The sequence below is a fragment of the Tangfeifania diversioriginum genome (assembly GCF_900141875.1).
Classification (GTDB): Bacteria; Bacteroidota; Bacteroidia; order Bacteroidales; family Prolixibacteraceae; genus Tangfeifania; species Tangfeifania diversioriginum.
In genome coordinates this window covers 120,250-146,850 of the sequence record NZ_FQZE01000003.1, presented here as the reverse complement: position 1 = coordinate 146,850, position 26,601 = coordinate 120,250, and the positions used below count along the sequence as shown (strand labels likewise).

The 26,601-nt window shown below is 43.1% G+C and carries 24 protein-coding genes; 11 read left to right on the top strand and 13 right to left on the bottom strand.

The window, feature by feature from the left end; genetic code table 11:
- Positions 1-114 precede the first annotated feature (114 nt).
- A complete protein-coding gene (locus BUC07_RS02955) occupies positions 115-2,889 on the top strand; it encodes a family 78 glycoside hydrolase catalytic domain (protein ID WP_083578064.1) in 2,775 nt (924 codons plus the stop codon).
- 21 nt (positions 2,890-2,910) lie between these two features.
- Here BUC07_RS02955 and BUC07_RS02950 read toward each other — a convergent pair whose 3' ends face one another.
- The gene (locus tag BUC07_RS02950) at positions 2,911-4,191 is read right to left on the bottom strand and encodes an ATP-binding protein (RefSeq protein ID WP_073165548.1); all 1,281 of its coding nucleotides are present in this window, start codon (positions 4,189-4,191) and stop codon (positions 2,911-2,913) included.
- A 180-nt stretch (positions 4,192-4,371) separates the two neighbouring features.
- Here BUC07_RS02950 and BUC07_RS02945 point away from each other — a divergent pair, with 180 nt between their 5' ends.
- Together BUC07_RS02945 and BUC07_RS02940 are read left to right on the top strand one after the other, a co-directional pair.
- Positions 4,372-7,068 carry an alpha-L-rhamnosidase gene (locus BUC07_RS02945; protein ID WP_073165292.1) on the top strand — a complete coding sequence of 899 codons (2,697 nt, stop codon included), beginning with the start codon at positions 4,372-4,374 and terminating at the stop codon, positions 7,066-7,068.
- 264 nt (positions 7,069-7,332) lie between these two features.
- Entirely contained in the window at positions 7,333-8,811 is a 1,479-nt protein-coding gene (locus tag BUC07_RS02940) for a hypothetical protein (RefSeq protein ID WP_139279450.1), read from the top strand.
- 80 nt (positions 8,812-8,891) lie between these two features.
- On the opposite strand, the gene BUC07_RS02935 is transcribed toward BUC07_RS02940, so the two are convergent.
- Together BUC07_RS02935 and BUC07_RS02930 are read right to left on the bottom strand one after the other, a co-directional pair.
- Complete coding sequence (locus BUC07_RS02935) at positions 8,892-9,608, bottom strand: LytR/AlgR family response regulator transcription factor (RefSeq protein ID WP_217652632.1); 717 nt, start codon at positions 9,606-9,608, stop codon at positions 8,892-8,894.
- A gap of 167 nt (positions 9,609-9,775) precedes the next feature.
- Complete coding sequence (locus BUC07_RS02930; protein WP_073165281.1) at positions 9,776-10,849, bottom strand: sensor histidine kinase; 1,074 nt, start codon at positions 10,847-10,849, stop codon at positions 9,776-9,778.
- A 169-nt stretch (positions 10,850-11,018) separates the two neighbouring features.
- Between BUC07_RS02930 and BUC07_RS02925 the strand changes: the two genes are divergently transcribed.
- From BUC07_RS02925 to BUC07_RS02915, 3 genes are all read left to right on the top strand, one after another.
- Entirely contained in the window at positions 11,019-11,396 is a 378-nt protein-coding gene (locus tag BUC07_RS02925; RefSeq protein WP_073165278.1) for a GxxExxY protein, read from the top strand.
- Between the two features lie 246 nt (positions 11,397-11,642).
- Positions 11,643-12,014 carry a MotA/TolQ/ExbB proton channel family protein gene (locus BUC07_RS02920; RefSeq protein ID WP_073165276.1) on the top strand — a complete coding sequence of 124 codons (372 nt, stop codon included), beginning with the start codon at positions 11,643-11,645 and terminating at the stop codon, positions 12,012-12,014.
- A gap of 10 nt (positions 12,015-12,024) precedes the next feature.
- Complete coding sequence (locus tag BUC07_RS02915; RefSeq protein WP_073165273.1) at positions 12,025-12,798, top strand: tetratricopeptide repeat protein; 774 nt, start codon at positions 12,025-12,027, stop codon at positions 12,796-12,798.
- 13 nt (positions 12,799-12,811) lie between these two features.
- Here the strand turns inward: BUC07_RS02915 and BUC07_RS02910 are convergent, their stop codons facing one another.
- Positions 12,812-13,294, bottom strand: a complete 483-nt coding sequence (locus BUC07_RS02910) for a DUF456 domain-containing protein (protein WP_073165270.1) — start codon at positions 13,292-13,294, stop codon at positions 12,812-12,814.
- Between the two features lie 225 nt (positions 13,295-13,519).
- Between BUC07_RS02910 and rpmB the strand changes: the two genes are divergently transcribed.
- The 4 genes from rpmB to ftsY all read left to right on the top strand — a co-directional run bounded on the left by rpmB (position 13,520) and on the right by ftsY (position 15,203).
- Positions 13,520-13,762 carry a 50S ribosomal protein L28 gene (rpmB, locus tag BUC07_RS02905; RefSeq protein WP_073165267.1) on the top strand — a complete coding sequence of 81 codons (243 nt, stop codon included), beginning with the start codon at positions 13,520-13,522 and terminating at the stop codon, positions 13,760-13,762.
- 12 nt (positions 13,763-13,774) lie between these two features.
- Positions 13,775-13,963: a 50S ribosomal protein L33 gene (gene rpmG / locus BUC07_RS02900; protein WP_073165265.1), complete on the top strand. Its 189-nt coding sequence runs from the start codon at positions 13,775-13,777 to the stop codon at positions 13,961-13,963.
- Between the two features lie 6 nt (positions 13,964-13,969).
- On the top strand, positions 13,970-14,122 hold the full coding sequence (locus BUC07_RS02895) for a DUF4295 domain-containing protein (protein WP_073165262.1): 153 nt from the start codon (positions 13,970-13,972) through the stop codon (positions 14,120-14,122).
- A 124-nt stretch (positions 14,123-14,246) separates the two neighbouring features.
- Positions 14,247-15,203: a signal recognition particle-docking protein FtsY gene (gene ftsY / locus BUC07_RS02890; protein ID WP_073165259.1), complete on the top strand. Its 957-nt coding sequence runs from the start codon at positions 14,247-14,249 to the stop codon at positions 15,201-15,203.
- Positions 15,204-15,262: 59 nt separating this feature from the next.
- On the opposite strand, the gene BUC07_RS02885 is transcribed toward ftsY, so the two are convergent.
- The 4 genes from BUC07_RS02885 to BUC07_RS02870 form a co-directional block, all read right to left on the bottom strand.
- The gene (locus tag BUC07_RS02885) at positions 15,263-15,883 is read right to left on the bottom strand and encodes a DUF4230 domain-containing protein (protein ID WP_073165256.1); all 621 of its coding nucleotides are present in this window, start codon (positions 15,881-15,883) and stop codon (positions 15,263-15,265) included.
- Between the two features lie 61 nt (positions 15,884-15,944).
- A complete protein-coding gene (locus BUC07_RS02880) occupies positions 15,945-17,120 on the bottom strand; it encodes a serine hydrolase domain-containing protein (protein ID WP_175552450.1) in 1,176 nt (391 codons plus the stop codon).
- A 109-nt stretch (positions 17,121-17,229) separates the two neighbouring features.
- Positions 17,230-18,456 (bottom strand): dicarboxylate/amino acid:cation symporter, encoded by a 1,227-nt coding sequence (locus BUC07_RS02875; protein WP_073165250.1) that lies wholly within the window; start codon positions 18,454-18,456, stop codon positions 17,230-17,232.
- Between the two features lie 77 nt (positions 18,457-18,533).
- Complete coding sequence (locus tag BUC07_RS02870) at positions 18,534-19,892, bottom strand: sulfatase family protein (protein ID WP_073165247.1); 1,359 nt, start codon at positions 19,890-19,892, stop codon at positions 18,534-18,536.
- Between the two features lie 225 nt (positions 19,893-20,117).
- Between BUC07_RS02870 and folE the strand changes: the two genes are divergently transcribed.
- The gene (gene folE / locus BUC07_RS02865; protein WP_245792614.1) at positions 20,118-20,846 is read left to right on the top strand and encodes a GTP cyclohydrolase I FolE; all 729 of its coding nucleotides are present in this window, start codon (positions 20,118-20,120) and stop codon (positions 20,844-20,846) included.
- Here the strand turns inward: folE and BUC07_RS02860 are convergent.
- The 5 genes from BUC07_RS02860 to BUC07_RS20490 form a co-directional block, all read right to left on the bottom strand.
- Positions 20,841-21,968, bottom strand: a complete 1,128-nt coding sequence (locus BUC07_RS02860; RefSeq protein ID WP_073165245.1) for a Gfo/Idh/MocA family protein — start codon at positions 21,966-21,968, stop codon at positions 20,841-20,843. The genes folE and BUC07_RS02860 overlap by 6 nt on opposite strands.
- 95 nt (positions 21,969-22,063) lie before the next feature.
- The gene (locus tag BUC07_RS02855; protein WP_073165242.1) at positions 22,064-22,564 is read right to left on the bottom strand and encodes a hypothetical protein; all 501 of its coding nucleotides are present in this window, start codon (positions 22,562-22,564) and stop codon (positions 22,064-22,066) included.
- A gap of 44 nt (positions 22,565-22,608) precedes the next feature.
- A complete protein-coding gene (locus tag BUC07_RS02850) occupies positions 22,609-23,274 on the bottom strand; it encodes a C40 family peptidase (RefSeq protein ID WP_073165240.1) in 666 nt (221 codons plus the stop codon).
- Positions 23,275-23,363: 89 nt separating this feature from the next.
- Complete coding sequence (locus BUC07_RS02845) at positions 23,364-24,383, bottom strand: histone deacetylase family protein (protein WP_073165237.1); 1,020 nt, start codon at positions 24,381-24,383, stop codon at positions 23,364-23,366.
- A 50-nt stretch (positions 24,384-24,433) separates the two neighbouring features.
- Positions 24,434-26,596 (bottom strand): P1 family peptidase, encoded by a 2,163-nt coding sequence (locus BUC07_RS20490; protein WP_083578061.1) that lies wholly within the window; start codon positions 26,594-26,596, stop codon positions 24,434-24,436.
- Positions 26,597-26,601: the final 5 nt, after the last annotated feature.

The window sequence follows — 26,601 nt, the reverse complement described above, 5'->3', positions numbered from 1 at the left end:
AATCACTAACTTTGATACTATCATATGATACTATCAGGTATTGAAAGAAATGAAAGCATCATATAAAAACAAAATTGCAGCTAAGGGCCGAATCAAATAAAACATCGAAAAAACATGAAAAAAACTTACTTCCTTTTCCTAATAGCAATTATTATAATCTCGTGCGTTCAAAACCATAAAACCAATATTTCGGAGTTAACCGTCGAGTACCTCACCAATCCACTGGGCGTGGATGTGGAACAGCCTCGTTTTTCGTGGAAGATTTTTTCTGAAGAGCGCGATGAAAAACAAACTGCATATCAGATAATTGTTGGTGAATCAGCAAAAGAAACGGAAAATGAAACCGGTTCCGTTTGGGATTCCGGGAAAATTTCCGGAGACGAAACCGTGAATGTTGAATTCAGCGGCAAACCGCTGCAAAGTAACACTAAATATTTCTGGCGGGTGCGTGTGTGGCTGGATGACAAAACTTCAGTTTGGAGCGAACCGGCTTTTTTCCATACCGGCATCCTGAATAAAAACGAATGGGCGGCAAAGTGGATTACAACTCAAAATGAGATTATCGATGCCAGTCCGCTACTTCGCAAACAATTTAAGGTTGAAAAAGAAATTGAACAGGCAGTTGCCTATGTTACGGCTGCCGGTTTTTACGAATTCTACCTGAATGGCCAAAAAGTTGGCAACCACGTGCTCGATCCCGGCGTAACCGATTACCGCGAAACCATTTTGTATTCTACTTACGATGTTACCGATTTGCTGAAAAACGGGACTAACACAGCCGGAGCCATGCTGGGCAACGGCGCCTGGAATTTTCGGAAAACAGAAGGCCGCTGGAGCTGGGGAGGTGGCGGCGCTTCGTTTGGCAATCCGGCCCTCTGGATGCAACTGATGATCGATTATGCCGACGGCTGCAGCGAGGTGATAGTTTCTGATAACAGCTGGAAAACCACAGATGGCCCGGTTACATTCAATAATTTATACGGCGGTGAAGATTACGATGCTCAAAAAGAAGTCCCTGGCTGGGCCGATGCAGATTTTGATGATGCTGGCTGGAACCCGGTAATTGTTGCAAATGAACCCGGCGGCAATTTGAAATCGCAACTGACGCCCGCCATTGAGGTTACCCAAACGTTGGAACCGGTAAAAGAAACCAACCCGGAACCGGGCGTTTTCCTGTTTGATTTGGGACAGAATATTGCGGGTTGGTGGAAGCTGGAAGTAAAAGGCTCCCCCGGACAGGTCATCCGCATTCGCGGTTCCGAAACACTGAACGACTCGCTGTTTCCCAAACCGCTGGAAGAAGGCGATAAAATGAGTACTAAATTCGATTACCATGCCCAAACCTGGACAGATTACACCCTCAAAAGCAATGAAACAGAAGTGTATGAACCACGGTTTTTTTACACCGGATTCCGCTACATTGAAGTAACCACAAGCGATGATAAAAACCCAGAATATCTGAAAGTTGAAGGTCGGGTAGTGCGTTCGGCCAACAAGCGAAACGGTACGTTTGAATCATCCGATTCGCTGCTGAATCAAATTCACCGGGCCGGCGTGTGGTCGCAAATGGGGAACATGCAAAGTTACCCCACCGACTGTCCCCACCGCGAAAAAGGGGCCTACAACGGCGACGGACAGGTGATTGCCGAAGCATCGATGCACGATTTCCACATGGCGCCGTTTTACACCAAATGGTTGAACGACATGCGCGATTCGCAGGAGGAAAACGGCCGTATTCCCAACACTTCACCAGTTTTGGTGGGTGGCATGGGCGGCGGCGTGGCCTGGGGCAGTGCCTACATTCTCATTCCCTGGTGGATGCACCACTATTACGACGATACCCGGATTCTGGAAGAACATTACCCGGTGATGAAAGAATACCTGCAATACCTGAAAAACCTGGGCTCCAAAGACGAAGACCCGTCTGAACCTTTCATCATCGATAATTTCGATGGCTACTGGTATTCGCTGGGCGAGTGGTGTGCGCCGGGAGAAAGCGATTGCCCAAACCACCCGGTGGTAAACACTTTTTATTACTACTACAACAGCCTGCTGCTTTCCCAAATTGCGGATGAACTGGGTTTTGAAACAGATGCTGAAACTTTTCGTGCTCTTTCCGACACCATTAAACAACATTTTAACCGGAAGTTTTTCAACCCGGAAACTGCGTTGTACGGAACAGAGGAAACTTACCAGACCTACCAGTTGCTGGCGCTTGTGGGTGATGTGGTGCCGGAAGGTTACCGCGATAAAGTATTCCAAACCATTGTGGATGATATCAAAATGCGGGATGACCACCTGAATACCGGAATCATTGGTACCAAATACCTGTGGCCGGTATTGGTTGAGGGAGGCGAAAACGAACTGGCTTACAGCGTGGCCACCCAAACAACCTGGCCCAGCTTTGGCTATTGGATTGAAAACAATTCCACCACGTTGCTTGAAAAATGGTCGGGCGAAAATTCGCATAACCACCAGATGTTTGGTTCCATTACGGAATATTTTTACAAGTTTCTGGCCGGCATTCAATCGCCCATGGAAGGAAACACCACAAAAGGGTACCGGCAAATCCACATCGAACCGCATGTTCCGCAAGACCTCGGTTTTGTGAATGCATCAGTGGAAACTGTGGCGGGGAAAGTGGTTTCAAACTGGAAAAAGGAAGACGGTTCATTTGCACATGAGGTTGTGGTTCCAATGAATACCGCCGCAACGGTTGCCTTGCCGGTTTCAGATATTGAAAACGTTACGGTTTTTGAGGGAAGTGAAAAAATCTGGGAGAACAATGCATACTTGGAAGGCGTTTCCGGAATTCATAAAATAACAAAAGAGAATGACCGGTTGGTAGTAGAAACCGGTTCGGGAAATTACAGGTTCAGGGTCGAGTGAAAATAGGGGGCTCTGGAGTTTTTATAATAGTTTTAGCTTCCATGGCTGAAGGTGCCTTATGCCTTCATAATCAGAAAAACGTACATCGTCTAGCGAAATGACTACCTTTTCATGATTATCCTTAACCGATAATAAATTGCCAAATTCGCGTTCGATAACTTTTGGGCTGTTTAGCAGGTAAGCTACCTGTACATAAACCGTTTTATCAGGTTTTTGAGCAACAAAATCAATTTCCAGGTTATCCAATTTTCCTACAGATACTTGAAACCCCATTTGTTTTAGTTGAATATAAATTTGATTTTCAAGATTATATCCTACATCGGAAGGGAAAAAACCGAACAGGTAATTTTTAAAGGCCAAATCGTTCAGATAATATTTGTATTCGCCACCAAGACTCTGTTTCCCGCGAATTTGAAAACGTTCAACCTGATGTAAAATGAAAGTATCTCTTAAATACCCGACATAAGAAGAAATAGTTTCGTAATTTGTTTTTTTCTGTTTGCTTTTGAAATATTTTACAATACTGCTAAATGAAGTCAGGTTGCCGATATTTACAATTAAAAATTTAAAGATTTCCTCTAAAAGTGGCAAATCCTTTATGGTATGTCGTCCTGCAATATCCCTAAGTATTATTGTGTTTTTTAAACTATCGACATAATGCCGGTGTACTTCCTCTTTTTCAATAAAAAACAACTCCGGTAAACCACCGGTTTTTAAATATTCCAGGTAACTTGATTTATTTGCATCACTATTTTTAAACGAAATAAATTCAGTGTAACTGAACGGAAAAATTTCAATTTCAACAAATCGTCCTGAAAGTAAAGTTGAAAGTTCTCCCGAGAGAATATTTGAGTTTGAACCTGTTACGAATAACTCAAATTCTGAAGTGTAATCCTGGGAATACGAATTTACGAACTTTTCCCATCCATCAATATTCTGAACTTCGTCTAAAAAAATATACATTTTCCCCTGATGTGCATATTTTTTTTTGAACAGGGTGAACAGGTGTTCCAAATCAATGGATGATTTTATTTCATCAAAAATCAGATATTCTTTATTCAAATAAAAAATGTTTTGAGGTGGAACTTTTTTTTCCAAAAACAGGTAATTTATAATTTGCCTGAGGATGTAACTTTTTCCAACACGGCGCTGACCAACTAAAACTTTTATGAGTTTGGTTTCCAGGTAGTCTCTGATTTTTGTAAGATAAAAATGTCGTTTAAATCCTTCGGAAAAAGGCTTTCCATCCCAAATATTATAAGTACTGGCATTATTTAAAATCGTCGAATATTTTTCAGTCATAATTGAAAGTTTGTAATTTTTACCATATTTTTCAAATGTAACTGAAAAAATACATAAAAACAAAATGCTATTTTTTATCTTCAAATAGGAAATCTTCCATAAATAAACTTTCTGTGTGATTCGCCCTGACTTTTTTATGTTTTTGCTGTAAATTCGCCCTGACTTTTTTAAAATCATGTTATGAACAAACTATTTCTGCCCATTTTATTTTTGCTGGGACTATTAAATTTTCAGAGTTCAGCACAAATCCAAGTAACAAACCTTAAATGTGAACACCTCCAAAACCCCATCGGTATCGATGAAACCCACCCGCGGTTTATCTGGCAGGTTCAGTCGGAACAACCGGGTTATTTGCAGGAGGCTTTTCAGTTGGTTGTGGGAACTGAAGAAGCCGAAGTTGCATCAGGAGATGGCAATGTCTGGGAATCAGGAACTGTCCATTCTTCAGTTATTCCTGCGGTTTACAACGGACCGAAATTGCAACCGTTTGCCCGCTATTTCTGGAGTGTCCGGGTACAGGACGAAACCGGCAGTTGGACCGACTGGTCGCCGGTTGCTTTTTTTGAAACCGGCATGATAGAACAGACCAATTGGAAAGGGAAATGGATTACCGATACGCACGACTACAATGTGAAACCGGCGCCGTATTTCCGGAAAGAATTCAGCACGAACAAAAAAATTGAATCAGCACGGGCATACATTGCAGTGGCCGGTTTGTACGAACTTTCCATAAACGGACAACGTATTGGCGACCACCGGCTCGACCCGACTTATACCCGTTTCGACCGCCGTAATCTTTACGTTACTTACGATGTTACCGAAAACTTGCAGCAGGGCGAAAATGCCGTTGGTGTATTGCTGGGCAACGGCTGGTACAACCATCAGTCAACTGCTGTGTGGTTTTTCGATAAAGCACCGTGGCGCGCCCGCCCCAAATTTTGTATGGATTTGCGCATTACCTATTCCGATGGTTCGGTGGAAACCATCAGTACCGGTCAGGATTGGCAAACAGCCCTCAGTCCGTTAATTTTTAACAGTATTTACACCGCTGAACATTATGATGCCCGGCTCGAACAACTCGGCTGGGATTTACCCGGTTTTGAGGCCGAAGGTTGGCGAAACGCCACAAATACCGGCGCTCCGTCGAAAAACATTACAGCGCAGGTACTGCACCCAGTCCGCAATGTAACCGAAATTCCGGCAGTGGAGATGAAAAAGCAGGGTGAAAACAAATGGTTGTTCGATTTTGGCCGGAACATGGCCGGTGTAACCCGAATGAAAGTTTCGGGACCAGAGGGAACCACTATTCGCCTGAAACACGTGGAACGCCTTGATTCTGCTGGTCGTGCCGACATGTCGAACATCGATGTACACTACCGACCCATCGACGATTCCGACCCGTTTCAAACTGATATTTTTATTCTCAGTGGAAAAGGAGAGGACGAATTTATGCCGCGGTTTAATTACAAAGGTTTTCAGTATGTGGAAGTCACAGCCGACCAACCGCTGGAACTGACAAAAGAAAACCTGACCGCATATTTTATGCACAGTGATGTGCCGCCGGTGGGGAAAATCCATTCGTCGAACAACACGCTGAATAAAATATGGGAAGCGGCCAATGCGTCTTATCTCTCCAATTTGTTTGGTTATCCAACTGATTGTCCGCAGCGGGAGAAAAACGGCTGGACCGGCGATGCGCACATTGCCATTGAAACCGGTTTGTACAATTACGATGGAATTACGGTGTATGAAAAATGGTTAGATGACCACCGCGACGAGCAACAACCCAACGGCGTGCTTCCTGCAATTATCCCCACCGATGGCTGGGGCTACCACTGGGCTAATGGTCCCGACTGGACCAGTACCATTGCCATCATTCCCTGGAACATTTACCTGTTTTATGGCGATACCCGAATTTTGGAGCAGAATTACGACAACATCAAACGGTACGTGGATTACATCGACGAAAATTATCCATCGGGAATAACCGACTGGGGTTTGGGCGATTGGGTGCCGGTGAAATCGGTTTCGCCCAAAGAACTTACTTCTTCTGCCTACTATTTTGTGGATGCCACTATTCTCTCGAAGGCCGCAAAATTGCTCGGAAAACCCGCGGATGCTGCTAAATATGCTACACTGGCCAATAAAATAAAAACGGCGGTCAATGAAAAGTTTCTCAACCGGGAAGCCGGAATGTATGGCAGCGGCCTGCAAACCGAGCTGAGCGTGGCGTTGCACTGGGGGCTTGTACCTGATGAGTTGCGGGGAAAAGTGGCTAAAAACCTGGCAGAACGAGTCATTGAAGACGACAAACACATTGACGTGGGACTGCTGGGAACCAAAACCATTTTAAATGCTCTAAGCGAAAACGGCTACCACGAACTGGCGTACGAAGTGGCCGCGCAGGAAACGTTTCCCTCCTGGGGCTGGTGGATTGTGAACGGCGCAACCACCTTCTTCGAAAACTGGCCGCTGGATGCCGAAAGCGATATTTCGATGAACCACATTATGTTTGGCGAAATAAATGCCTGGTACTACAAGGCGCTGGGTGGAATTTTTCCCGATGAAGAGCAGCCGGGTTTTAAAAATATCATTCTGAAACCCAATTTTGTGCCGGACCTCGAACAATTTGAAGCCAAACATAAAAGTCCGTACGGGGAGATTGTTTCTTCGTGGGAAAAACAACGAAGAGGAGTGGAGTACAATGTTGAAATTCCGGCCAACAGCACGGCTACTTTGACTTTGAAAACGAATGATTTACGGGAAAACAATCAGAAACTTTCTGAAAATCAAAATATCGAAGTAATCCAGAATGACGGAAAACAGATCATTCTTCAACTGGCATCGGGTTCCTATTCTTTTCAGATAAAACAGTAACGGAGCCTGAATTCTTGAAAAATCAATTGAACGCAAATTTTTATCAAAACAACAATGAAATCAGTACCAACTTTTATAAGCTTTCTTTTACCATTCTTTTTTCTTTTTTCATGTTCGGCACCAAAACAAAAGGAAGCAAAACCGGCGCAGGAAAATGAAGAACCAAAGATTGTGAACATCATTAATTTTATTCGGCTATTGGAACCGCGGAGTAAAGATATTACTGAGGATGTGCTTTATCAAACAGTTGTAAAACAAATTGAAATGATGAAGCAATATGATTTGGGGGGAACATTTCTTTTGCAATATGATGCATTGATGGATTCACGCTATCAAAATCTGCTGAAAAGTTTACCCGACAGTGTTTTTGAAATCGGGGGCTGGTTTGAAATTCCGCAGCCACTGGTTGAAAATGCCGGGCTTGAGTGGCGTGGCCGCTACCCGTGGGACTGGCATGCCGATGTGGGTTTTGCCACCGGATATACCCCTGAAGAACGTGAAAAGTTGGTGGATGTTTATATGACCGATTTTAAAGCAATTTTCGGATATTATCCAAAATCGGTGGGCTGTTGGTTTATCGATGCGCATTCATTGAATTACATGTATGAAAAATACGGGATTGTGGCCTCCTGTAATTGCAAAGACCAGGTGGGCACCGATGGTTACAGCTTGTGGGGCGGCTACTGGAACCAGGCCTATTATGCAAGCAAAAAAAATGCATACATGCCCGCCCAAAACAGCGAAAATCAAATTCCTGTTCCCATTTTCAGGATGCTTGGCAGCGACCCGATCCATCAGTATGATAACGGTTTGGGAACCAACCGGCAGGGGGTGGTTTCGCTTGAACCGGTGTATAAAAAAGGAGGAGGCGACTCAACCTGGGTAAACGGGTATTTTAACCATTTTGTTGAAGGTGAAAGTCTTGAATTTGCTTACGTGCAGGCCGGGCAGGAAAATTCGTTTACATGGGAGGCCATGCAAAAAGGATTTGAAATTCAACTTCCGTTAATTGCAAAATTGCGCGATGAAAATAAAATACAAGTGGAAACACTGGCCCAATCGGGAAAATGGTTTTCTGAAAATTACAAAACCACGCCGGCCACTTCGGTGACTGTTTTGAACGATTTGCCGGCGAGCCATAAAAAAACCGTTTGGTTTAACAGCCGGTTTTACCGTGCCAATCTGCTTTCCGACAACGGCGTTCTTTGGTTCCGCGATATTCATCTGTTTGACGAAAACATGGCATCTTCCTATTTAACCGAAAAAGGAACTTCCAACCAGTGCCTTTATTTTACACTTCCGTTTGTTGATGGTTATTTCTGGAGTTCTGCAGAAAAAACAGGAGGGCTTTATTTTAAAGCAACCAAAAACGGGCAGGAAGTTGTATTGAACGGGGAGAAGCTTACAACCACTGAACCGGAAAACGGAACACTAAAAGTTTTTTGGGAATTGAATGACAGACAAGGAATTTTCCATATTCTTCTGGATGAAAATACTATGGAAATTACTTTGGAAAGCAGTGAAAACCTGGATTGGTTTCTGGAGTTAAATACCATCGAAAATGCAGAGCTTCCGTTTATTCTGATTCAGCCTGGAAAAGCGGATATGCAGTTTCGTGGGGTAAATTACAATGTGGAAGCTTCATCCGGTTATTTTACTGTACCTGAAAACGAGAAAATATTTCGTTTAATGCCTGAACAGAATAAAATTACACTGAATTTTACGGGGAAAAGTGCGATGTAACAATTACAGTCTTAGCTATTTGAAAAAAAATGAACAATTGCGTCTCTTTACACAAATCGGGAATGAGAGGATTAGTTCTGTTATTTTTCAAGCGTTTCAAGTACTTCCTTTTTGTAACTCCGGCTAATTGGAATTTGCTTTTTTCCGATTTCCATCAATTCGCAGGTAAATGAATCGATTTTATCGATGGAAACAATAAAAGAGCGGTGGGTACGGATGAATTCATTCTTTGGAAGTTTTGCCTCAATGCTTGTAATGGTTTCGCGTGTGACAACGGTTTTATCGGTTAAGTGAATTTTAATATAATCGGACAGGCTTTCGATGAAAAGTATTTCGGAGTGGCAAATTTTTATCATTTTCCGGTCGGCACGCACAAAAAAGGAATCACTTTTTTCGGGTACCAGTTCGTTTGATTCAGAGATTTGGAGCGGGGTATTTTCATCCAGGTATTTATTGATGGCCTGCAACAATCGTTCAAAAGAAATCGGTTTCAGCAAATAATCGACCGCTTGAAGGTCGAATCCGTCCACGGCATATTCGCGATAGGCAGTGGTGAAAATAATTTTAACATCCCGGTTTATCGACTTTGCCAGCGACAATCCTGAAATCTCCGGCATGTTGATGTCCAAAAAAATAAGATCGATTTTCTGTCTGCTCAAAATATTAAATGCTTCCACCGCATTTTTGCAACTGCCGGCAATTTCTACGGCTTCAATTTTCGAGAGGTGGCTTTCGAGAATTTCACGTGCCACCCGCTCATCGTCAACTATCAGACTTTGAATTTTTTTCTGCATCATTCAGTTTTAATTAGCTAATAGTAACATTATTGAACGTTATCATTCCTTAATCTTCATTTGAGTTACCAAAAGTAATTTATTGCCTTTTTAAAGTTTTTTTTGACCCCCTAAATCCCCCGGAGGGGGACAGTTCCTCCCCTTTGGGGAGGTTAGGTGGGGTCAGAAAATTATATATTAAAATTCTGTTCTTCAATTTCAAAAATTGTCAGTTTGACCAAATACCAGTTCTCTTTTTTTTCAGTTTTCAGTTCATAGTTATTCCTGTAATTCAAATCCATTCTTTTACGGATATTTTCCAGTCCGATTCCTCCATTTTGTGATTTGTCATCTGACTGGCGAAATGAATTTCCAATCGAAAATGACAAGTTATTATCCGAGACTGAGATTTGGATTTTTATGGTTAAAAAACCTTCTTCCAGCGTGCCGTGTTTAAATGCATTTTCCACAAATGGAATTAAAAGCATGGGTGCCACCTGGAGTTTTTCATCAATTTCACCCGACGAAAATTCAACCTTCAGTGTATCCTGAAACCGGATTTTTTCCAGTTCAATGTATTCCTTAATATGCAGCACTTCTTCCTTCAGACTCACTTTTGGTTTATTCACCTGGTACAATATATAATCGAGTAGATTCGACAATTTCAAAATAATTTCAGGCGTTTGTTTCGATTGCCGGATAGCGAAACCATAAATGGTGTTGAGCGTGTTAAACAAAAAATGCGGATGAATCTGGCGCTTCAGGTAATGCAATTCCTGCTCCTTTAACTGAAGCTGGGTTGCCAGTATTTTGTTTTGCAATTCCTTGTTCACCGAGGCCGTTTTAAAATTATGATTGAGTATGGTAATAAAGCTCACTACGCCTGCAACCAGATAAACCAGAAGCAGTATAAAAAGGAAATTCTTGCTCATGGGTGGCATCATCGAAATATTAAACCCAAGCAGAAAAATGAGGCAACCGTAAATGACGAGTACAATGATGTAGGCGGAAAAAACAAAGGTATAGAAACTGTAAAGCGCAAGCTTTCCGTACTTTTTGGTCAGCAGGTAACGCGGAATCAGAAAATAAACCACAAAATAAGTTACCATCATTGTAACTGGCAGCAAACAGCTCGAAAACCAGGTGATGTAAACATTATCGTTTGAATTGTAGCTGAAAAAATAAAAGTAGAAAAACCACACTCCTGTCCAAAATAAAAGATGGAAAAGAACAATTTTCGGTTTTATTTCTTTGATACGATTCATAGTAACAATATTACAGAAAATACACTTGTCTGCCTTTTTTTATCGATGAAATACGTGTTTAATAAACGTTTTTACGAAATGAAGACTTTTCCTTGTTAAGAGTTTTATTAACTTTATTCCACGCAAAGCTCGCTAAATTAAAATCGCTAAATCCGCAAAATAAAAATTGATGAACGAGAACGATATATCATACAAGATTATAGGTGCAGCAATTGAGCTACATAAAAGCATTGGCCCAGGTTTGCTGGAGTCTGCGTATGAAAACGCTCTTACTTATGATTTAAAAGAATTAGGATTTTCTGTTCGGCAACAAGTTCCAATGCCTTTTATATATAAGGAAGTAAAACAAGAAGTTGGTTATAGAATTGATCTTCTGGTTAATAATAAAGTAATAATTGAGGTAAAAGCTGTAGAATCCGTTGCCCCTGTTCATTATGCACAACTACTTACATATCTGAAATTATCGGGTTTAAAATTAGGCTTGCTAATAAATTTCAATTCAAAAACGTTAAAAAATAATATTCACCGTGTAGTCAATAATTTGTAAAAAAACTTAGCGGGGTTTGCGTCAAAATATTTTGCGGGTTTTGCGTGGAATATTTCACTGGCGTTTCAAAATAAAGGTTAGCCGATAATTAAAACTAAAACACCTTATTCAAAATGATAGCATTTTTCGTCTCATCGTTATATATTTGTTGAAAAGCGGATAAATTCATTCAGCCGTCTCATAAAAAATAATGGGAACTGAATCTGCCCTATTTTTGATTCAGTACAAATTTAAAAATCAAATCTCATGAATGGATTAGTTGGAAAATTTATCGACGGAGGTCTTGTTTTTACAGTTCCCATTTTTATGCTGCTTCTTGTAATCATTGGCCTCTTTATTTGGGCATTTCTAAAAAAAGCAAATCACGAAAAGGCAGTAAGCCTGATTAATCACATTGGTTGGTTTGCAGTGGCATGGGGATTTTTGGGGAGAACTTTTGGATTAATTCACGCTTTTGACCAGGTGGAGGCTGCCGGCGAACTAACACCACATCTACTGGCCAGCGGACTGAAAATGTCGCTGGTCGATCCGCTTTTCGGAATTTTTGTGTTCATCGTTGCCCGTGCCGGAATAATTCTTCTCATTGCCCTGAAAAAGAAAAACAACTCAAATCAATAAAATTTAAACAATGAAACTACTAACAATTTTCGCATTTCTTTTTTGCGGTTTTTTTAATGCGCAGGAAAAAGCCGGTTCAAATCCTGTTGAAGGCAAATGGGTAAGGATGACCCAAACCGGACCAGTTGCTTTGGAGTTCCGGGATGATGGAAAAGTTGAAGTTGATTTTGGAATCGACCAAAACACTGATGTGGTAACAGATTATCAAATCAATGGAAAAACCATCTCATTCAACGATAAAGAAGGTGCGATGTGTCCGGAGCCGGGTGTTTATAAATTTGAAAATAATGATTATTATCTTTCCTTCGATTTGGTTGATGATATGTGCAACGGCCGCATTAAAATGACCATGGGCTTTTGGACAAAACCCAATTTTGAGGAGTTGCTCGGTGAACTGTCTCAAAAAATTTGGGAAAAAGAACAACCCGAATTGATTTTAAAAAGGGCAAGGATTTATTTGGCCCTGGGGAAATCTGCTGAAGCCAAAACTGATTTGGATGTTTACCTTCAGCAAAACCCTGATGATGCGCGGGCTTTGATTAACCGGGCCGGAACCCGTTTCCCAAATGACATGCAAGGAGTTGTTTCCGATTGCAACAAAACTATTGAACTGGAACCGGGAAATAAAAATGCCTGGTTTCTGCGCGGTCTGGCCAACTGGGAACTGGGATTTAAAGAAAAAGCCTGCGATGATTTTACACGGGCAATAGATTTGGGATTTTCTATTTTAAGAATTGCAGAAGAGCAAAGGTGCAGTGAGTACTGGAACGGCAGTAAAGAATAATTCATGTTCCTTTTTAACCAAAAAATAATTCTTTGCCAAAATGCCACGCCATCAGGCCGGAGGCAATCAGTTTGATGAGTGTCCCCAAAAGGAAGCCCATGAACGATCCAAAGCCGGATTTCAGGGCAGAACCTGAATCTTTGCCCGCGACAAGTTCTCCGGCAACGGCACCAAGAAACGGACCAATAATAATTCCGAAGGGCGGAAAAAAGAACAGCCCGATGACGAGCCCGATGATGCTGCCCCAGATTCCCTGTTTGCTGCCTCCGTACCGCTTGGTTCCCCAAACCGGAATAAAATAATCGGCTACGGTAACTACAGCAGCCACAATAAGCCAGATAATTAAAAAGCGGGTTTCGAACTGGTATTTTTCAGTAAAATGAAGAAGCAGTAATCCAACGTAACTCAGTGGCGGGCCGGGCAAAACAGGTAAAATGCCTCCTAAAATCCCGGCTATAATAAACAGCGCGCCCAAAACAATTAACAGATAATCCATTTAAATTTTTATTTTTGCCGCTAAAATAGTGAGAGTTTTGAAATGATGTGCATTTTGGCATACTTCTTCATTTCGTAAATACTGTCAAAAGCATGATGTTTACAATTTAATGTTAAATGTTTGTGGAAAAACTTGCACTACAACTTGATTATTTATTAAAAAAGTACTTTCTTTGCAAGCCGTTAAAATAACGTGTTTGTTTGTACATCAAGAAATTATATAAAAATGTCACGAGTTTGTCAGATAACAGGTAAAAGAGCAATGGTGGGCAACACAGTTTCCCACTCGAAACGCAGGGTTAAAAGGAAATTTAATGTTAACCTGTTTAAAAAGAAATTTTACTATCCTGAAGAAAATCGTTGGATTGAACTTACAGTTTCGGCTGCAGGAATCCGCACAATTAATAAAAAAGGTGTAAAAGCCGCACTTCAGGAAGCACAGGAAAAAGGTTTTATTGAAAAAATTTAAAGACTTTGGGAAATGGCAAAAAAAGGTAAAGGCAACAGGATTCAGGTTATATTGGAGTGCACCGAGCATAAAAATAGCGGTATGCCGGGAACCTCACGTTACATTACAACCAAAAACAGGAAAAATACAACCGAAAGGCTCGAGTTGAAAAAGTATAATCCTGTATTGAAAAAAGTTACAGTTCATAAAGAAATAAAATAGTAAGTTATGGCAAAGAAAGCGGTTGCAACATTACAAAAAGGTGCCGGTAAAGGCCATTCAAAAGTGATTAAAATGATTAAATCACCCGAAACCGGCGGATACATGTTTAAAGAAGAAGTTATTACCAACGACGAGGTAAAAGACTATTTTAAGAAATAGTGTGACGGGTTTTTACACACAAAAAAAGCTTTCATCAACTGGTGGAAGCTTTTTTTTATTCTGATGCCTCACTCCCCCAAAAAAGAATTATTTACTATTTTTAGCCCTTTCAAATAAAATAATCATGGGAATATTCGGAAGTTTTACCAGAAATAAAAAAGAAAACCTCGATAAAGGCCTTTCAAAAACCAAGGAGAGTGTTTTTAAAAAACTCGGACGGGCAGTCGTTGGAAAATCAAAAGTGGACGATGAGGTGCTCGATAACCTTGAGGAAGTATTGATTACCTCGGATGTGGGCGTTGATACCACACTGAAAATTATTGAACGGATTGAAGCACGTGTGGCCCGCGATAAATACATGGGCATTGATGAATTGAATTCCATTTTAAAAGAAGAAATTGTCGCATTGCTCGATGAGAACAATTCCGGGGATGTGTCGGATTTTGATATTCCTGAAACGGAGAAACCTTATGTGATTATGGTTGTGGGGGTAAACGGAGTAGGTAAAACCACTACCATTGGCAAACTGGCCTACCAGTTCAAACAAGCCGGTAAGTCAGTTGTTTTGGGAGCTTCCGATACTTTCAGGGCAGCAGCTATTGAGCAGCTCGAAATATGGGCACAACGCGTTGATGTTCCACTTGTGAAACAAAAAATGGGCTCCGACCCGGCATCCGTAGCTTACGATGCACTTTCATCAGCAAAAGCTCAAAATGCCGATGTGGTAATTATCGACACTGCCGGGAGATTACACAATAAGGTAAACCTGATGAACGAGCTCTCGAAAATTAAAAAGGTGATGGCTCGTATTGTTCCCGGAGCACCACATGAGGTGCTGCTGATCCTCGATGGCTCAACCGGGCAGAATGCCTTTGAGCAGGCCAAACAGTTTACCAAAGCTACCGAAGTTACTGCACTGGCATTGACCAAACTCGACGGTACCGCCAAAGGTGGCGTGGTTATCGGAATTTCAGATCAGTTTAAAATCCCGGTAAAATACATCGGGATTGGTGAGAAAATGGAGCACCTGCAAATTTTCAGAAGACGGGAATTTGTTGAATCGCTTTTCTCAGAAGATTGATTCAGAATTTTATTGAAAGCCAAAATTTTCCGGGCATAATCCTGCATAAAATGCAGTCGTTAATCCGATAATTTTCTTTTTTCTTCCGGCCGCGGGAGTTTGATTTCTTCGGTTTCGAGTGACCAGCCAACCGAATCGATTAACTGGTGAATAACGCCCATTGTATCGGTAGCCTGGTTTCGGGCGATGTCAAAAAGATAACTTTGTTCAATTTTCTCCCGGATGAACTCTTTCGATTTTTTATTCACTTTATTCAAATCGAGTTCCGAAAATTTATTGATCATTCCCTTTTGCACATCGTAATATTCCAAATCGGTTTCCATACCTAATATTTCCGGATCGGGAAAGTGCGAAATGACAACCTTTTTCTGTTCGGGTTTCATTTCAATATTAATTTTTGCCAGGTCGAAGCCAATCAGCACTTTGGCTTTTACAACCAGCAACGCTTTTTTCTCGAGTTGCAGCAATTTGAAAAACACACTCTTCCCGTCGCGGTGGGCAAATACTTCCGAAAATTCACCTTCGATAGTGATGAGTTTGCATACCTGTTTTATTTTGTTGAGCAATAGTGTGGATTGATCCTGTACTTCGTTGGTTTTCCGGCTTCTGAAATAGTAAGCGGTGGCACCAATTCCCCCGGCCAGTCCAATTAAAACTCCCAATAAAACAAGGGTTTCCATATCAGTCTTTTGTTTAATTAACTAAGATAGAATTTTTTATGCAAACCCCCAGTTTTCGCACTTATTTTTGAGATGTTGAATCTGCCCTGGCCGGTTCGCTTTCTTCCTCCCCGGTATTTTGTGCACCGTCTTCCGGTTCATGTAAAAATGGTTGGGCCATGTCGAAAACAGGCATCTGATTGGTTAACCCTGTAAGGTTTACAACAGCTGCCACAACCAGTTTTTCGTCAGGATAAACCAGCATTGCAGCAGTGCCTCCGGTAACTGTTCCGCTTTTGCCGTAAATGGTACGCCCGCTGGTGTCGGTCATCAACATCCAGCCGTTGGCCATTTGCGAGGGTATATTGTTGTAAAGTGGAATTGATTCAAAAAAATTATCATCAATAATTTCCGTAAAATAGTCGGAAAAGAGCATTGCATTGCCAAACTTCACAAGATCTTCCGCATTGGAGAGGATTCCCTGCGATGGTGCACGAAAACGTAAATCTTTGGAAGTGGCATTAACTACCTGCGAAATATAGTTGTAGTCGTAAAAATTGGTGCGGCCTTTTATGGTAATAAATGGATTATCAGTAACGGTGTTCTGAAGATGAAGCGTGTCGGTAACATACGTTTTCAGAAGATTGTGGAATCTTTTGCCGGAAACTTCTTCCATGGCGGCTCCCAGCAGGTTGTAGTTGAATATGTTGGGCGACTGGTACCACCCGGGTTGGGCAGCTAGTGAGTCGTTGCGGAATAATTCAATCCCTCTTTTCAGGCTCACATTCAAAGCCATTTGATCGCGTTCGTTAACTTTGGGGTTACGTAAACCCGATGTTTGCTGAACAAGGTGATGCAAAGGGAGCGGGTATTGTTTTTCGGGGAAAGCGGGATAATAATTTTGAATAGTGGAATCGGGATGCAGCAGGCCCTCTTTTACCATGCGGTGAAAAATAAGATTGGTAAACAGCTCGGAAAGTTCACCAATTCTGAATTTGGTATTCCGGGTAACGGGTACTTCAAGATCTTTCGAGGCCAGTCCAATTCCTTCGGAGTATATCATTTCACCGTCTTTGGCAATGGCAAATGTTCCTCCCGGTACAAAATTCGTTCTTATAAAGAAAACTAGTTTTTCCCGGGCTGGTTTAATTTCGTCGATGTAACTCCGGTTGTAAAGAATGTCGTCGTTGTTTTTTTTACACTGTGTGGAAATAAACAGAATGACAAGTAGAAATACTAGTTTAAATAAATTTTTCACGCTCATTATTTTTTGTTTTTCCGTTTGCTGAAATTTTCGCAAAAATAAATATTTCGGGAATTCGGAAATCTTAAAAAAGTTAAATTTTTTTGTTAACCTGCGATTTCCTTCAAACGGCAACGCTGGTTTCCTCATTTTCCGACCGTGCAATGGTTACTGCGCCGCAGCTGTCGCTCCAAACATTAACTGAAGTACGCAGCATATCGAGGATTCGATCAACTGCCAGAATCAGGCCGATGCCTTCAAGCGGAAGGCCGACTGCCGACAGTACCACAGTAATCATTACCAGCCCGGCCATTGGAATTCCGGCTGCACCTATTGATGCCAGCAGTGCAGTAATAACAACCAGTATTTGCTGTCCGAAAGTTAAATCGACACCATAAGCCTGGGCGATGAACATGGCAGCCACACATTCATAAAGGGCCGTCCCGTCCATGTTGATGGTGGCTCCAAGGGGTAAAGTAAAACTTGTAACTTTATTGGAAACGCCGCTGTTGTGTTCCAGCGCATCCATTGTTAACGGAAGCGTGGCACTCGACGAAGAGGTTGAAAATGCGGTGAGCAGCGGTGTTGCCATATTTTTTAAATGCCTGAAAGGATGTGCTTTTCCAACCACGCGCACAATAACGGGAAGTGTTACAAATGCATGAAAAAGCAGTGCAGAAACCACGCAGAGGCTGTAAATGGCCAGGCTGCCGGCAACGCTGGCCAGGTCTTCGGAGTTGCGTGCGACTTCGGCCGAAACAATTCCGAAAATTCCAAGCGGGGTAAAACGGATAATGAACATAGTTAATTTCATCATCACTTCAAACATGGCATCGAAAAATGTGGAGAGTGATTCTTTGTATTTTTTTCCAACCTGAGTTATGAAATAGCCAAAAAGGATGGCAAAAAAGATAACAGGAAGTATTTCCCCGCGTGCCATCACATCAATCACATTGTCGGGAATCAGTCTGTAAAAAATATCTCTGACCGAACCGGCATGTTCTTCCAGTCCTTCAACTGATTTGGAAAATCCCAAATCGACGCCCACGCCGGGCTTAACCAGGTTCACTACTGCTAATCCTGTAACAATGGCCAACGTGCTGGTTGATAAATAGTAGAAAAGAGTTTTAATGCCGAGCCTTCCAAGGTTTTTTCCGCCTCCAATACTGGAAACACCACTAATAATAGAACTGAAAACCAGCGGGATAATTATCATTTTTAAGGCACGCAGAAAAATATCGCCCACCCATGAAACATATTTTACTCCCTGGGGAATATAATATCCAAATAAAACTGCTAAAACGAGGGCGATAAGAATTTGCCAGTGAAGTTTGATCTTAACTATTTTCACACCAGTAGGTTTTACAGATTTTTTTGAGGGTGGCTAAATTAGCTTTTTTAACAGATTTGGCAAACTCTGGCCCACATTTACTTCTGCCACGGTATTTTCCCGGCTTCACGAATGTGTTGCGACAAGCGGTACCTCAGCTCTGTAAATTTTTCGGATGACGGCAGCAATGGTATTTGTTCCCTGGAATCCGTATCCAGATTGAAAAGTTGAAAAGGCTCAAAAGGTGTATTTTGAACCAGTTTATACTGCCCTTGTCTGACGGCATAATAACACAGACCTCCATATTTGCCGCCCTCTCTCCGCATAAAATAAACCACGCGGTTGTCGGTTACCTGCGAATTTCCCATTAATGTGCGGTATAGGCTTATGCCGTTTGTTTCATGGTTGATTTTGCTTCCTGTAATTTCACAAAGAGTTGGAAAAATGTCCATGGTCAGTCCCAGGTTTTCGGTTTTCGTTCCCGGTTTGATGCCATCTTTCCAAACAAAGCAGGTGGGCACTTTAATGCCTCCTTCGTACATATCCTGTTTGCCGCCCCGCAAGTTTCCGTTTGACGCTCCGCTGGGGAGGTGTCCTCCGTTATCGGACGTGAAAATAATGAGAGTGTTTTTCGTAAGCTTGAACTCATCGAGGGCTTTCACTACCCGGCCGATTCCATCATCGAGATGTTCCACAAAAGCTACATTTTTAGCCCGCAGATCAGAAAGTTCAGGTTCGCGGTTCTTGACCTTTTCTACCCACTCTTCGGGAGGTTGAATGGGGAAATGCGGGGCGTTGTAGGCCAGGTACAGAAAAAAGGGTGTATTGCTGCTTTGTTGTAATTTGATATAATCGATGGCCCAGTCGGAAAAGAGATCGGTGGCATGGCCTTCCGGTTCAATCTCTTTTTCGTTCATGCGCATGTAATTTATGCCGTGCCTGAGGTGGGTTTCATAATCGTCCATCATATCACCCAGAAAACCATGAAAAAAATCGAATCCCCGCTCGTTGGGCAGGTTAGGCGATTCCAGCCCCAGGTGCCATTTGCCCACCATGGCTGTCCGGTAGCCGGCTTTTTTCATCATTTGCGGAAGGGTGGGGAGGTTTTCGTTAAAATATCCCCAGCTGTTGTTTTCATGTGTCCTGATTACTCCCGGCACTCCTGCCAAATCGGGATACCGGCCGGTCAGCAGGCTGGCCCGGGTGGGGGAGCAAACTGTGGAATTGGCGTAAAAGTTGGTAAAAGTCATGCCGTTTTCAAACAGCTCATCAATGTGCGGTGTGTGAATATCTTCGCCACCGGTAACTGATAAATCGCCGTACCCCAGGTCATCAACCATAATTAAAACGATATTGGGTTGCGGTGTGCTTTTTCCCGACAAAGGGGGATTGCCGTACAACAGCGAAAAAGAGCTTATACAGGTTAATAACAATAAAATTTTAAAAGTCTTCAGCATAATTTAATGGTTCGATTTTCTCCCCCTAAAATTAAATAAAATGTCGTTGAAAGGGATACTTCCTGAAAAAAAATCAGTCAATTTTTTTCAGTAGTAAAGTTGGAAATGTTTTGCTATACGATTCTTGTTTATTTGTTGACTTGGTTTTTTTAAACAAAAAACTGCAATAGCTGTTTGGGAAATCATGAGTAATTGAAAAAGCAATGAATTAAAATTCTGGAAAAAATGAAAAACGAAATGATACTTCAAGGTGTTAACGGAAATGGAAAAGCCAAACTCAACGGAAACGGCCATTCAAAAGGAAAGTTGAATGGCTATGAAATACTGGGTGAAAATCATGTTGGCACCTCTGCTGAAACACCATTGCGCCCCGATGCATTCGAAAAATCTGATGTTGAGAAGATGACTGTTATTGAAGATAAATTCCGGGATATAATGGCGACTATGGGGCTCGATTTAACCGATGACAGCCTGCAGGGAACCCCGCACCGCGTGGCCAAAATGTTTGTGCAGGAAATTTTTTATGGCCTCAATCCGGATAATAAACCAGCCATTTCGGTTTTCGACAATAAATTTAAGTACAACGAAATGCTGGTGGAAAAAGATATTAACCTGAACTCGTTTTGCGAGCATCATTTTTTACCGATTGTTGGAAAGGCGCATGTTGGGTATATTTCCAGTGGACAGGTCATTGGGCTGAGCAAAATTAACCGGATTGTGGATTATTTTGCACGTCGCCCGCAGGTTCAGGAACGGCTGACCGTTCAAATTGCCAATGAACTCAAAAAGGTACTGAAAACCGAAGATGTGGCTGTGGTAATCGATGCCAAACACATGTGTGTATCGTGCCGCGGCATACAAGACGAAAGCAGCACAACGGTAACTGCAGAATACGGGGGCAGGTTTAAAGAAAAATCGGTTCGCGAAGAGTTCCTCAGATATTCCGGCTTATAAACCGGTCAGTCGCCCGTCCATATCCGGTTTGTTTTCAGGTTTCAATGGAAATTTCACAGGCCGGTTATCGCGCGTTGAACGGTAAATGGCTGTGAAAAGTTCCACGGTTTTGCGGCCATCTTCGCCGGTTACCATTGGCTGCGTTTCTGATTCAATGGCATGCAAAAAGTCTTCAATCTGTTTTTCCATGTAAAAAATTGTGGGATCGATGGAATTGAAATGATCTGAATCTTCTTTTACCCATTTTTCAAGCAATCTTTCTTCGCCCGGAACAGTCCACAAGTCGTTTACCGGCGGCTCCAGCACGTTGGACATGCCGGCCACGAACATAGCGCCACCATCTGTCTGAACGCCAACCGAGGCTCCGTTTTCGCCATGCACTTGCACTTTTCCGTAAATTCCGGGTTTTTGCGAATTGCTGACAATGATGTTTCCGATGCCGCCATTTTTGAACTTTACAATTGCTACAGCTGTGTCTTCCACTTCAATGTAGGGATGGTTCAGGTTTTTCCACAATCCATACACTTCGTCAATTTCGCCCATGTACCAAAGCAGTATATCTAATTGGTGGGGCGCCTGGTTAACCAGCACACCGCCGCCTTCCATCTTCCAGGTGCCGCGCCAGGCATCGGCATCGTAGTAGTTTTTATCGCGCCAGCCCAGCATATTAATGGTGCCGAAAACCGGGTTGCCAATTTTACCGGCATCGATGGCCTCTTTCACCCGCATTACAGGGGCGTACCAGCGCCGCTGGCTGATGACCCCGAGTTTTACACCTGCTACATTACAGGCATTTATCATTTCATCGCTGTCTTCGAGTGTTGAAGCCAGCGGTTTTTCAACCAGTACATGCGCACCGGCTTTTGCGGCTTCAATGGTTGGCTCGCGATGAAACGGATGCGGGGTGCAAACAATTGCCAAATCGACCGAAGCTTTTTTAATCATTTCTGAAATGGATACAAAGGCTGTTGTATTGTATTGCTCCGCAAATTTTTGAGCTGTTTCGGTTGTGCGGCTCCAAACAGCCGCCAGATTTGCATTTGGCAGGTTTTTTATGGCTTTGGCATGAAGGTGGGCTACTTTCCCGCAGCCCAGAATAGCGATATTGAATTTTGGTTTCATTGGTATGAATTTCTGGTTTTAATTAACTCAACCAAAATAGTCAAATTCTCCGGGAAGTAAAAAAGGTTTGGGTGGTTTTGAATTGTTCTTTGGAATTAATCTTCTACCATTTTTTCAATGTCCTCGTCTGAGTCGGGCACCACCATATTATCTGAGTCAGCACGGACTTTATCGAAGTTGAGTTTTTTACGGGCTGCCTTTACCACCATGCCGATAACAAAACGAAAGGCAAATTTTTCGGCAAACTCGGGTATGTAAGGAATGTCGATTCTTTTATTGGCTGACTTCGAAAGCCGCCTCACCAAGCGTTTGGCCTCTTTATCGTCAATTCCGCGGTCGGTACTTCGTATCAAATCGTAAAATTCATTTGGCAGATTGTCATACAGAAAGGTATCAATCTTCAGAATAATTTTGATGAGGATTTTTTCTTCTTTGGTTTCTTTAACGAGCGGAACATCAATTTTCCGGTTCAGGCGTTCTGCCAGATCTTTTATCTCATCGAATGTCATTTTATACCGCTTGACCGGCTCTGCGAAATAATCGTTTAGCAGTATTTGAAATTCTGAAACGGTTAATTCAGCTACTTTTTTTCCCATAATTTAATGCTTTTGATTTTACTTCAGAAAAATTTTATGAATTGTCAGGCCTGAAAAAGCGATTCCAGCAAATCACGTGTTTTGTTGTTATATACGCCATCAATTTCCAGTTCTGTTTTCCGGGTTTGCAATTCTTTAACGCCACCTTCGGTTTTTGGGCCAAAAGCGCCATCAGAGGTTCCCACGTTAATGTTCAGCAGTTTTAGCGCATCCTGCAGGGCAACAACTGCTTTTCCGCGGCTGCCAATTTGCAGAACCGGACCAGGTATCTCGAGTTTGTCGGCCGGAGCAAGCCGCTGATAGGAGAGTACTGTGCTAAGCCGGTAGGCCGAAACCGAAACGCGGTTGCCCTGATTACCACCGATGCAATACACCCGTTTGCGGTCGGGCGAAAGACCCAGAAAAAATCCCACATGGCCTTTCCACGATTGTGGGCTTTCGCGCCAGAAAACCACCACATCGCCCGGTTCGGGGCTGGTGACTTTCGTGCCCACATTTAACCACGAACGTGCATTGGGTTTTCCCGAATGTTTCAGGCCGGCTTTCCAGGCCACCCAGTTTACAAACGTGCTGCACCAGGGAATTTCATCGCGGGTAATTCCTTTAATACCGGTTTCTGTGGCGTATTTCAATACTTCAGGATTATGGTTTTCTCCTGCTATTTCTTCGGTGCCTAATTCATTAAAGGCAATTTTTAGCAATTTTTCCATCTTTTAAAAAATTGAATTTTCTTCAATTTAGTGAATCAGAAGCTGAAAGGCAAGAAGTAATCCAATTAAAATACTAAAATGTGTTTTTTTTAAGATTGATCGAGAAATCCCGAAAGGAAATTTTTTACACATTCGCCAATAACATTCAGATTATACCCGCCTTCCTGGCAAATTAAGGTGGGCAACCCGAGCGATTTGAACTGCCTTCCGATTTGGGTGTAATCATCCGTTTTTAGCTTAAAGCTGCCTATGGGATCGGTTTCATGGGTGTCGAACCCTGCTGATATGATGAGGTAGGAAGGAGAAAAACTTTGAATTTGATGCAGGATTCGTTCCAGCGCCTGGCTGTATGCTTTAAGTTGTGTCCCCGCAGGTAGCGGTTCGTTATGGTTAGTGCCAATGGCCTGACCTTTTCCTTTTTCTTCGGAATAACCCCAGAAATAGGGATACTCAAATTCAGGATTACCGTGTATTGATGAGGTGAACACCGATTTAATTTCATCGAAAAATTCCTGGGTTCCGTTTCCGTGATGATAATCGATATCCACAATGGCAACTTTGCCTGATGACAGCAGGTATTCGGCAGCGGTGGCGGCATTGTTGAAATAGCAGTACCCGCCAAAAACACGTGGCCCTGCATGGTGCCCGGACGGCCGGCATAAAGCATAAACAGCCTGCTCTTTGCCTTCGCGCAACAATTTGGCGCCGGTTAATGCCGTTTCTGCCGAAGCGCGTGCTACTTCGTAAGTTTTCTTTTTGATGGGAGTAACTGCATCGGTACACCAAATGCCGCCCCAAAGCGGCGAGTCAGCCTTTTTTTTGAGATGCGCCCCCTCGCCCGGGAAGAGGTCCGGATAAAATTCTTCCTTGTCATCTTTCAGCGATTGGGAGGTGTTGAAAATATAGTCGTGGTAAGGGTGCAGCTTTGCAATTAACCGTTCGGGGAACGTTTGTGCGGTAATAAATTCAAAACGTCCATCGGTGCGCAAAACTTTTTTTATTTCTTCCACCCGCTGCGGCGTGTCTTTTACTTCGTAGGCTTCTGGTCCAAGCTGGTATTTCCAGTACGGATTGTGCAGACTGTCGTTGTATTTCTCAATTACTTTCATTTGCAGTCAATTATTATTTTGGTGAAGCAGGTATTTTTCATTTTGAAATTTTATTTGTGCCTCTTTTTCTGAATCGTTTTCCCTTTATTCAGCAACTCAATTACACGGTCGTGTGGTATTGGCGGACACCAACGCTGTTCGCGTCCACTCATTCCGCCGGAACAGAAAATGGCATTGATTACAGCCTCTTCGGTGGCTTCCATAACGGTTTCGTACACCGGATTAATATAGACGTCGGAAATACTTTTTAATGTGATAAACCGGCTGTTGTCACTTGCCTGTCTGGGTTTCCGGTTGCCAGTGCTGAAAGCGATAATAATTTCACCGCTGGTTGATGCAGCATACGAACCGGTCCGGCCAAGCCCGAGCGCTGCCCGTTTGGAAATCCGGTTCAGCTGGCTGCTGATGAGCGGAATATCAGTGGCAATTACCACAATTACCGACCCGTCGGATGAAACCCTGCGCCCCTGTTGTTCAAACTCCTTGTCGAGCTGACGGCCAATAACGCCCCCGTCGATAGTTAAATTGCGCATCTTACCGAAATTGGAAAGTACAAGCACACCCAAAGTGTAGGTCTTTCCTTCCGGAAAATCTAAAATACGCGATGCAGTGCCGATGCCGCCTGCAAAATCGAAACTTGTCATGCCTGTTCCTGCGCCAACCGAACCCTGAACAACTGCTCCTGAAGTGGCCGCTTCAATGGCCCTGACTACATCCTGAGACGAGCAGTTTCCCACCCGTACATCGTTCAGGAAGGAGTCGTCGGCTTCTCCAACCACAGGTAAAACCACATCGGTTTCGGTACCAAGTTTGGGGTATTTTTTTATCATGTGATTGATTACCCCTGCATGCACACGGCCTACAGAGTGAGAATTGGTAAGGAGCACAGGCGTTTCGAGCCAGCCGGTTTCCAACACCTGGGTGAGCCCGGCCATTTCGCCCACTCCGTTCAGGATAAAACCACCGGCAGCCAGCCGGTTGGCATAGGTTTGTCCGGCCGGCATAATTGCCGTGACTCCTGTGCGTACAACCCCGGTTTCGGTTCCCGAAGGAATTTGAACATTATCTTCTATTCGTGAGAAATGCCCCACGCGAACGCCTTTTACATCGGTAATGGCATTTTGCACACCCGGTCGCATCCGGCCAATCTGAATGCCCAGTTCACGGGCTGTTGGCCGCGATGTATCTGTTTTTAGATCCTCTTTTTTCAATTGTCTGGGAGATCTTAATGGAATACCGTACCGTCGTGCGGCAGAACGAATGATTAACCGCATAACCTCCCGATATCCGAGACCGCGTGAACCAGCTGCTTTCATGAGTGAAGCATCGGGGTGGAGACTGGGCAGCGGGTTGAGTTCTATAAAATAGGGCTCTCCGCTGGTATGCAGCCGTATGTCCACCCTGCCCATGTCGGGGCATGACATGATGTCGAAAACCTGGCGGGCCATGTTTATCACTGCCTTCTCTTCGTGGTGGCTGATGTGGGCCGGGCAAACCACTTTTACTGATTTGGCGGCTTCGCCACCCTGTTTCATATCGTAATCGTAGATGTTGTATTTCCCGCCGATTTTTTTCAGGTCGAAAGTGTGTTCCACGATATCGAGTAGTTTCCCGGGAAAACTTTCAATAAAAGGAACACTCAATTCCCGTCCTTCAATAAATTCTTCAACAACCAAACCGGCAGGATAATGGTTTAGCAGATTGTTGATTCGTTCGGCTGCCTGTTCCGCATTCTCAACCACCGAGTCTTGTTGTATTCCTTTGCTCGAGCCTTCGGAGTTGGGTTTTATAATGAGCGGATAGCGTAAATCAGCAGGAATATTTCGCTCTTTTTCAGTAATGAGCGCACCTTTTGGAACGTTTATTCCCCGCGATGCCAGCACCGTTTTTGCAAGATGTTTGTCGAGGTTGAGGTGGAGCAGCGAAGCATTTCCACCTGTGAACGGAATCCCCAGTTGTTCGTACAGCCCGGGATAAAAAGCTTCCCGCGAACTGCCGATGGTTCCTTCGGCCAGGTTAAAAACCAGGTCGGGTTCGCTTTCAATGAGGTGTTCCACTACAGCATTTGGTTTGCCCGAAACCTCCACCACGGTTACGGTGTGCTGAAGGCTGCTGATGGAATTGGAAATTCGGTTGATGTCCTCTTCGGTAAGGAGTTCTGCGGTGGCTTCGGTGTCGTCGGTGCGGAGATTGTATGCAATTGTAATTCTCATAAACA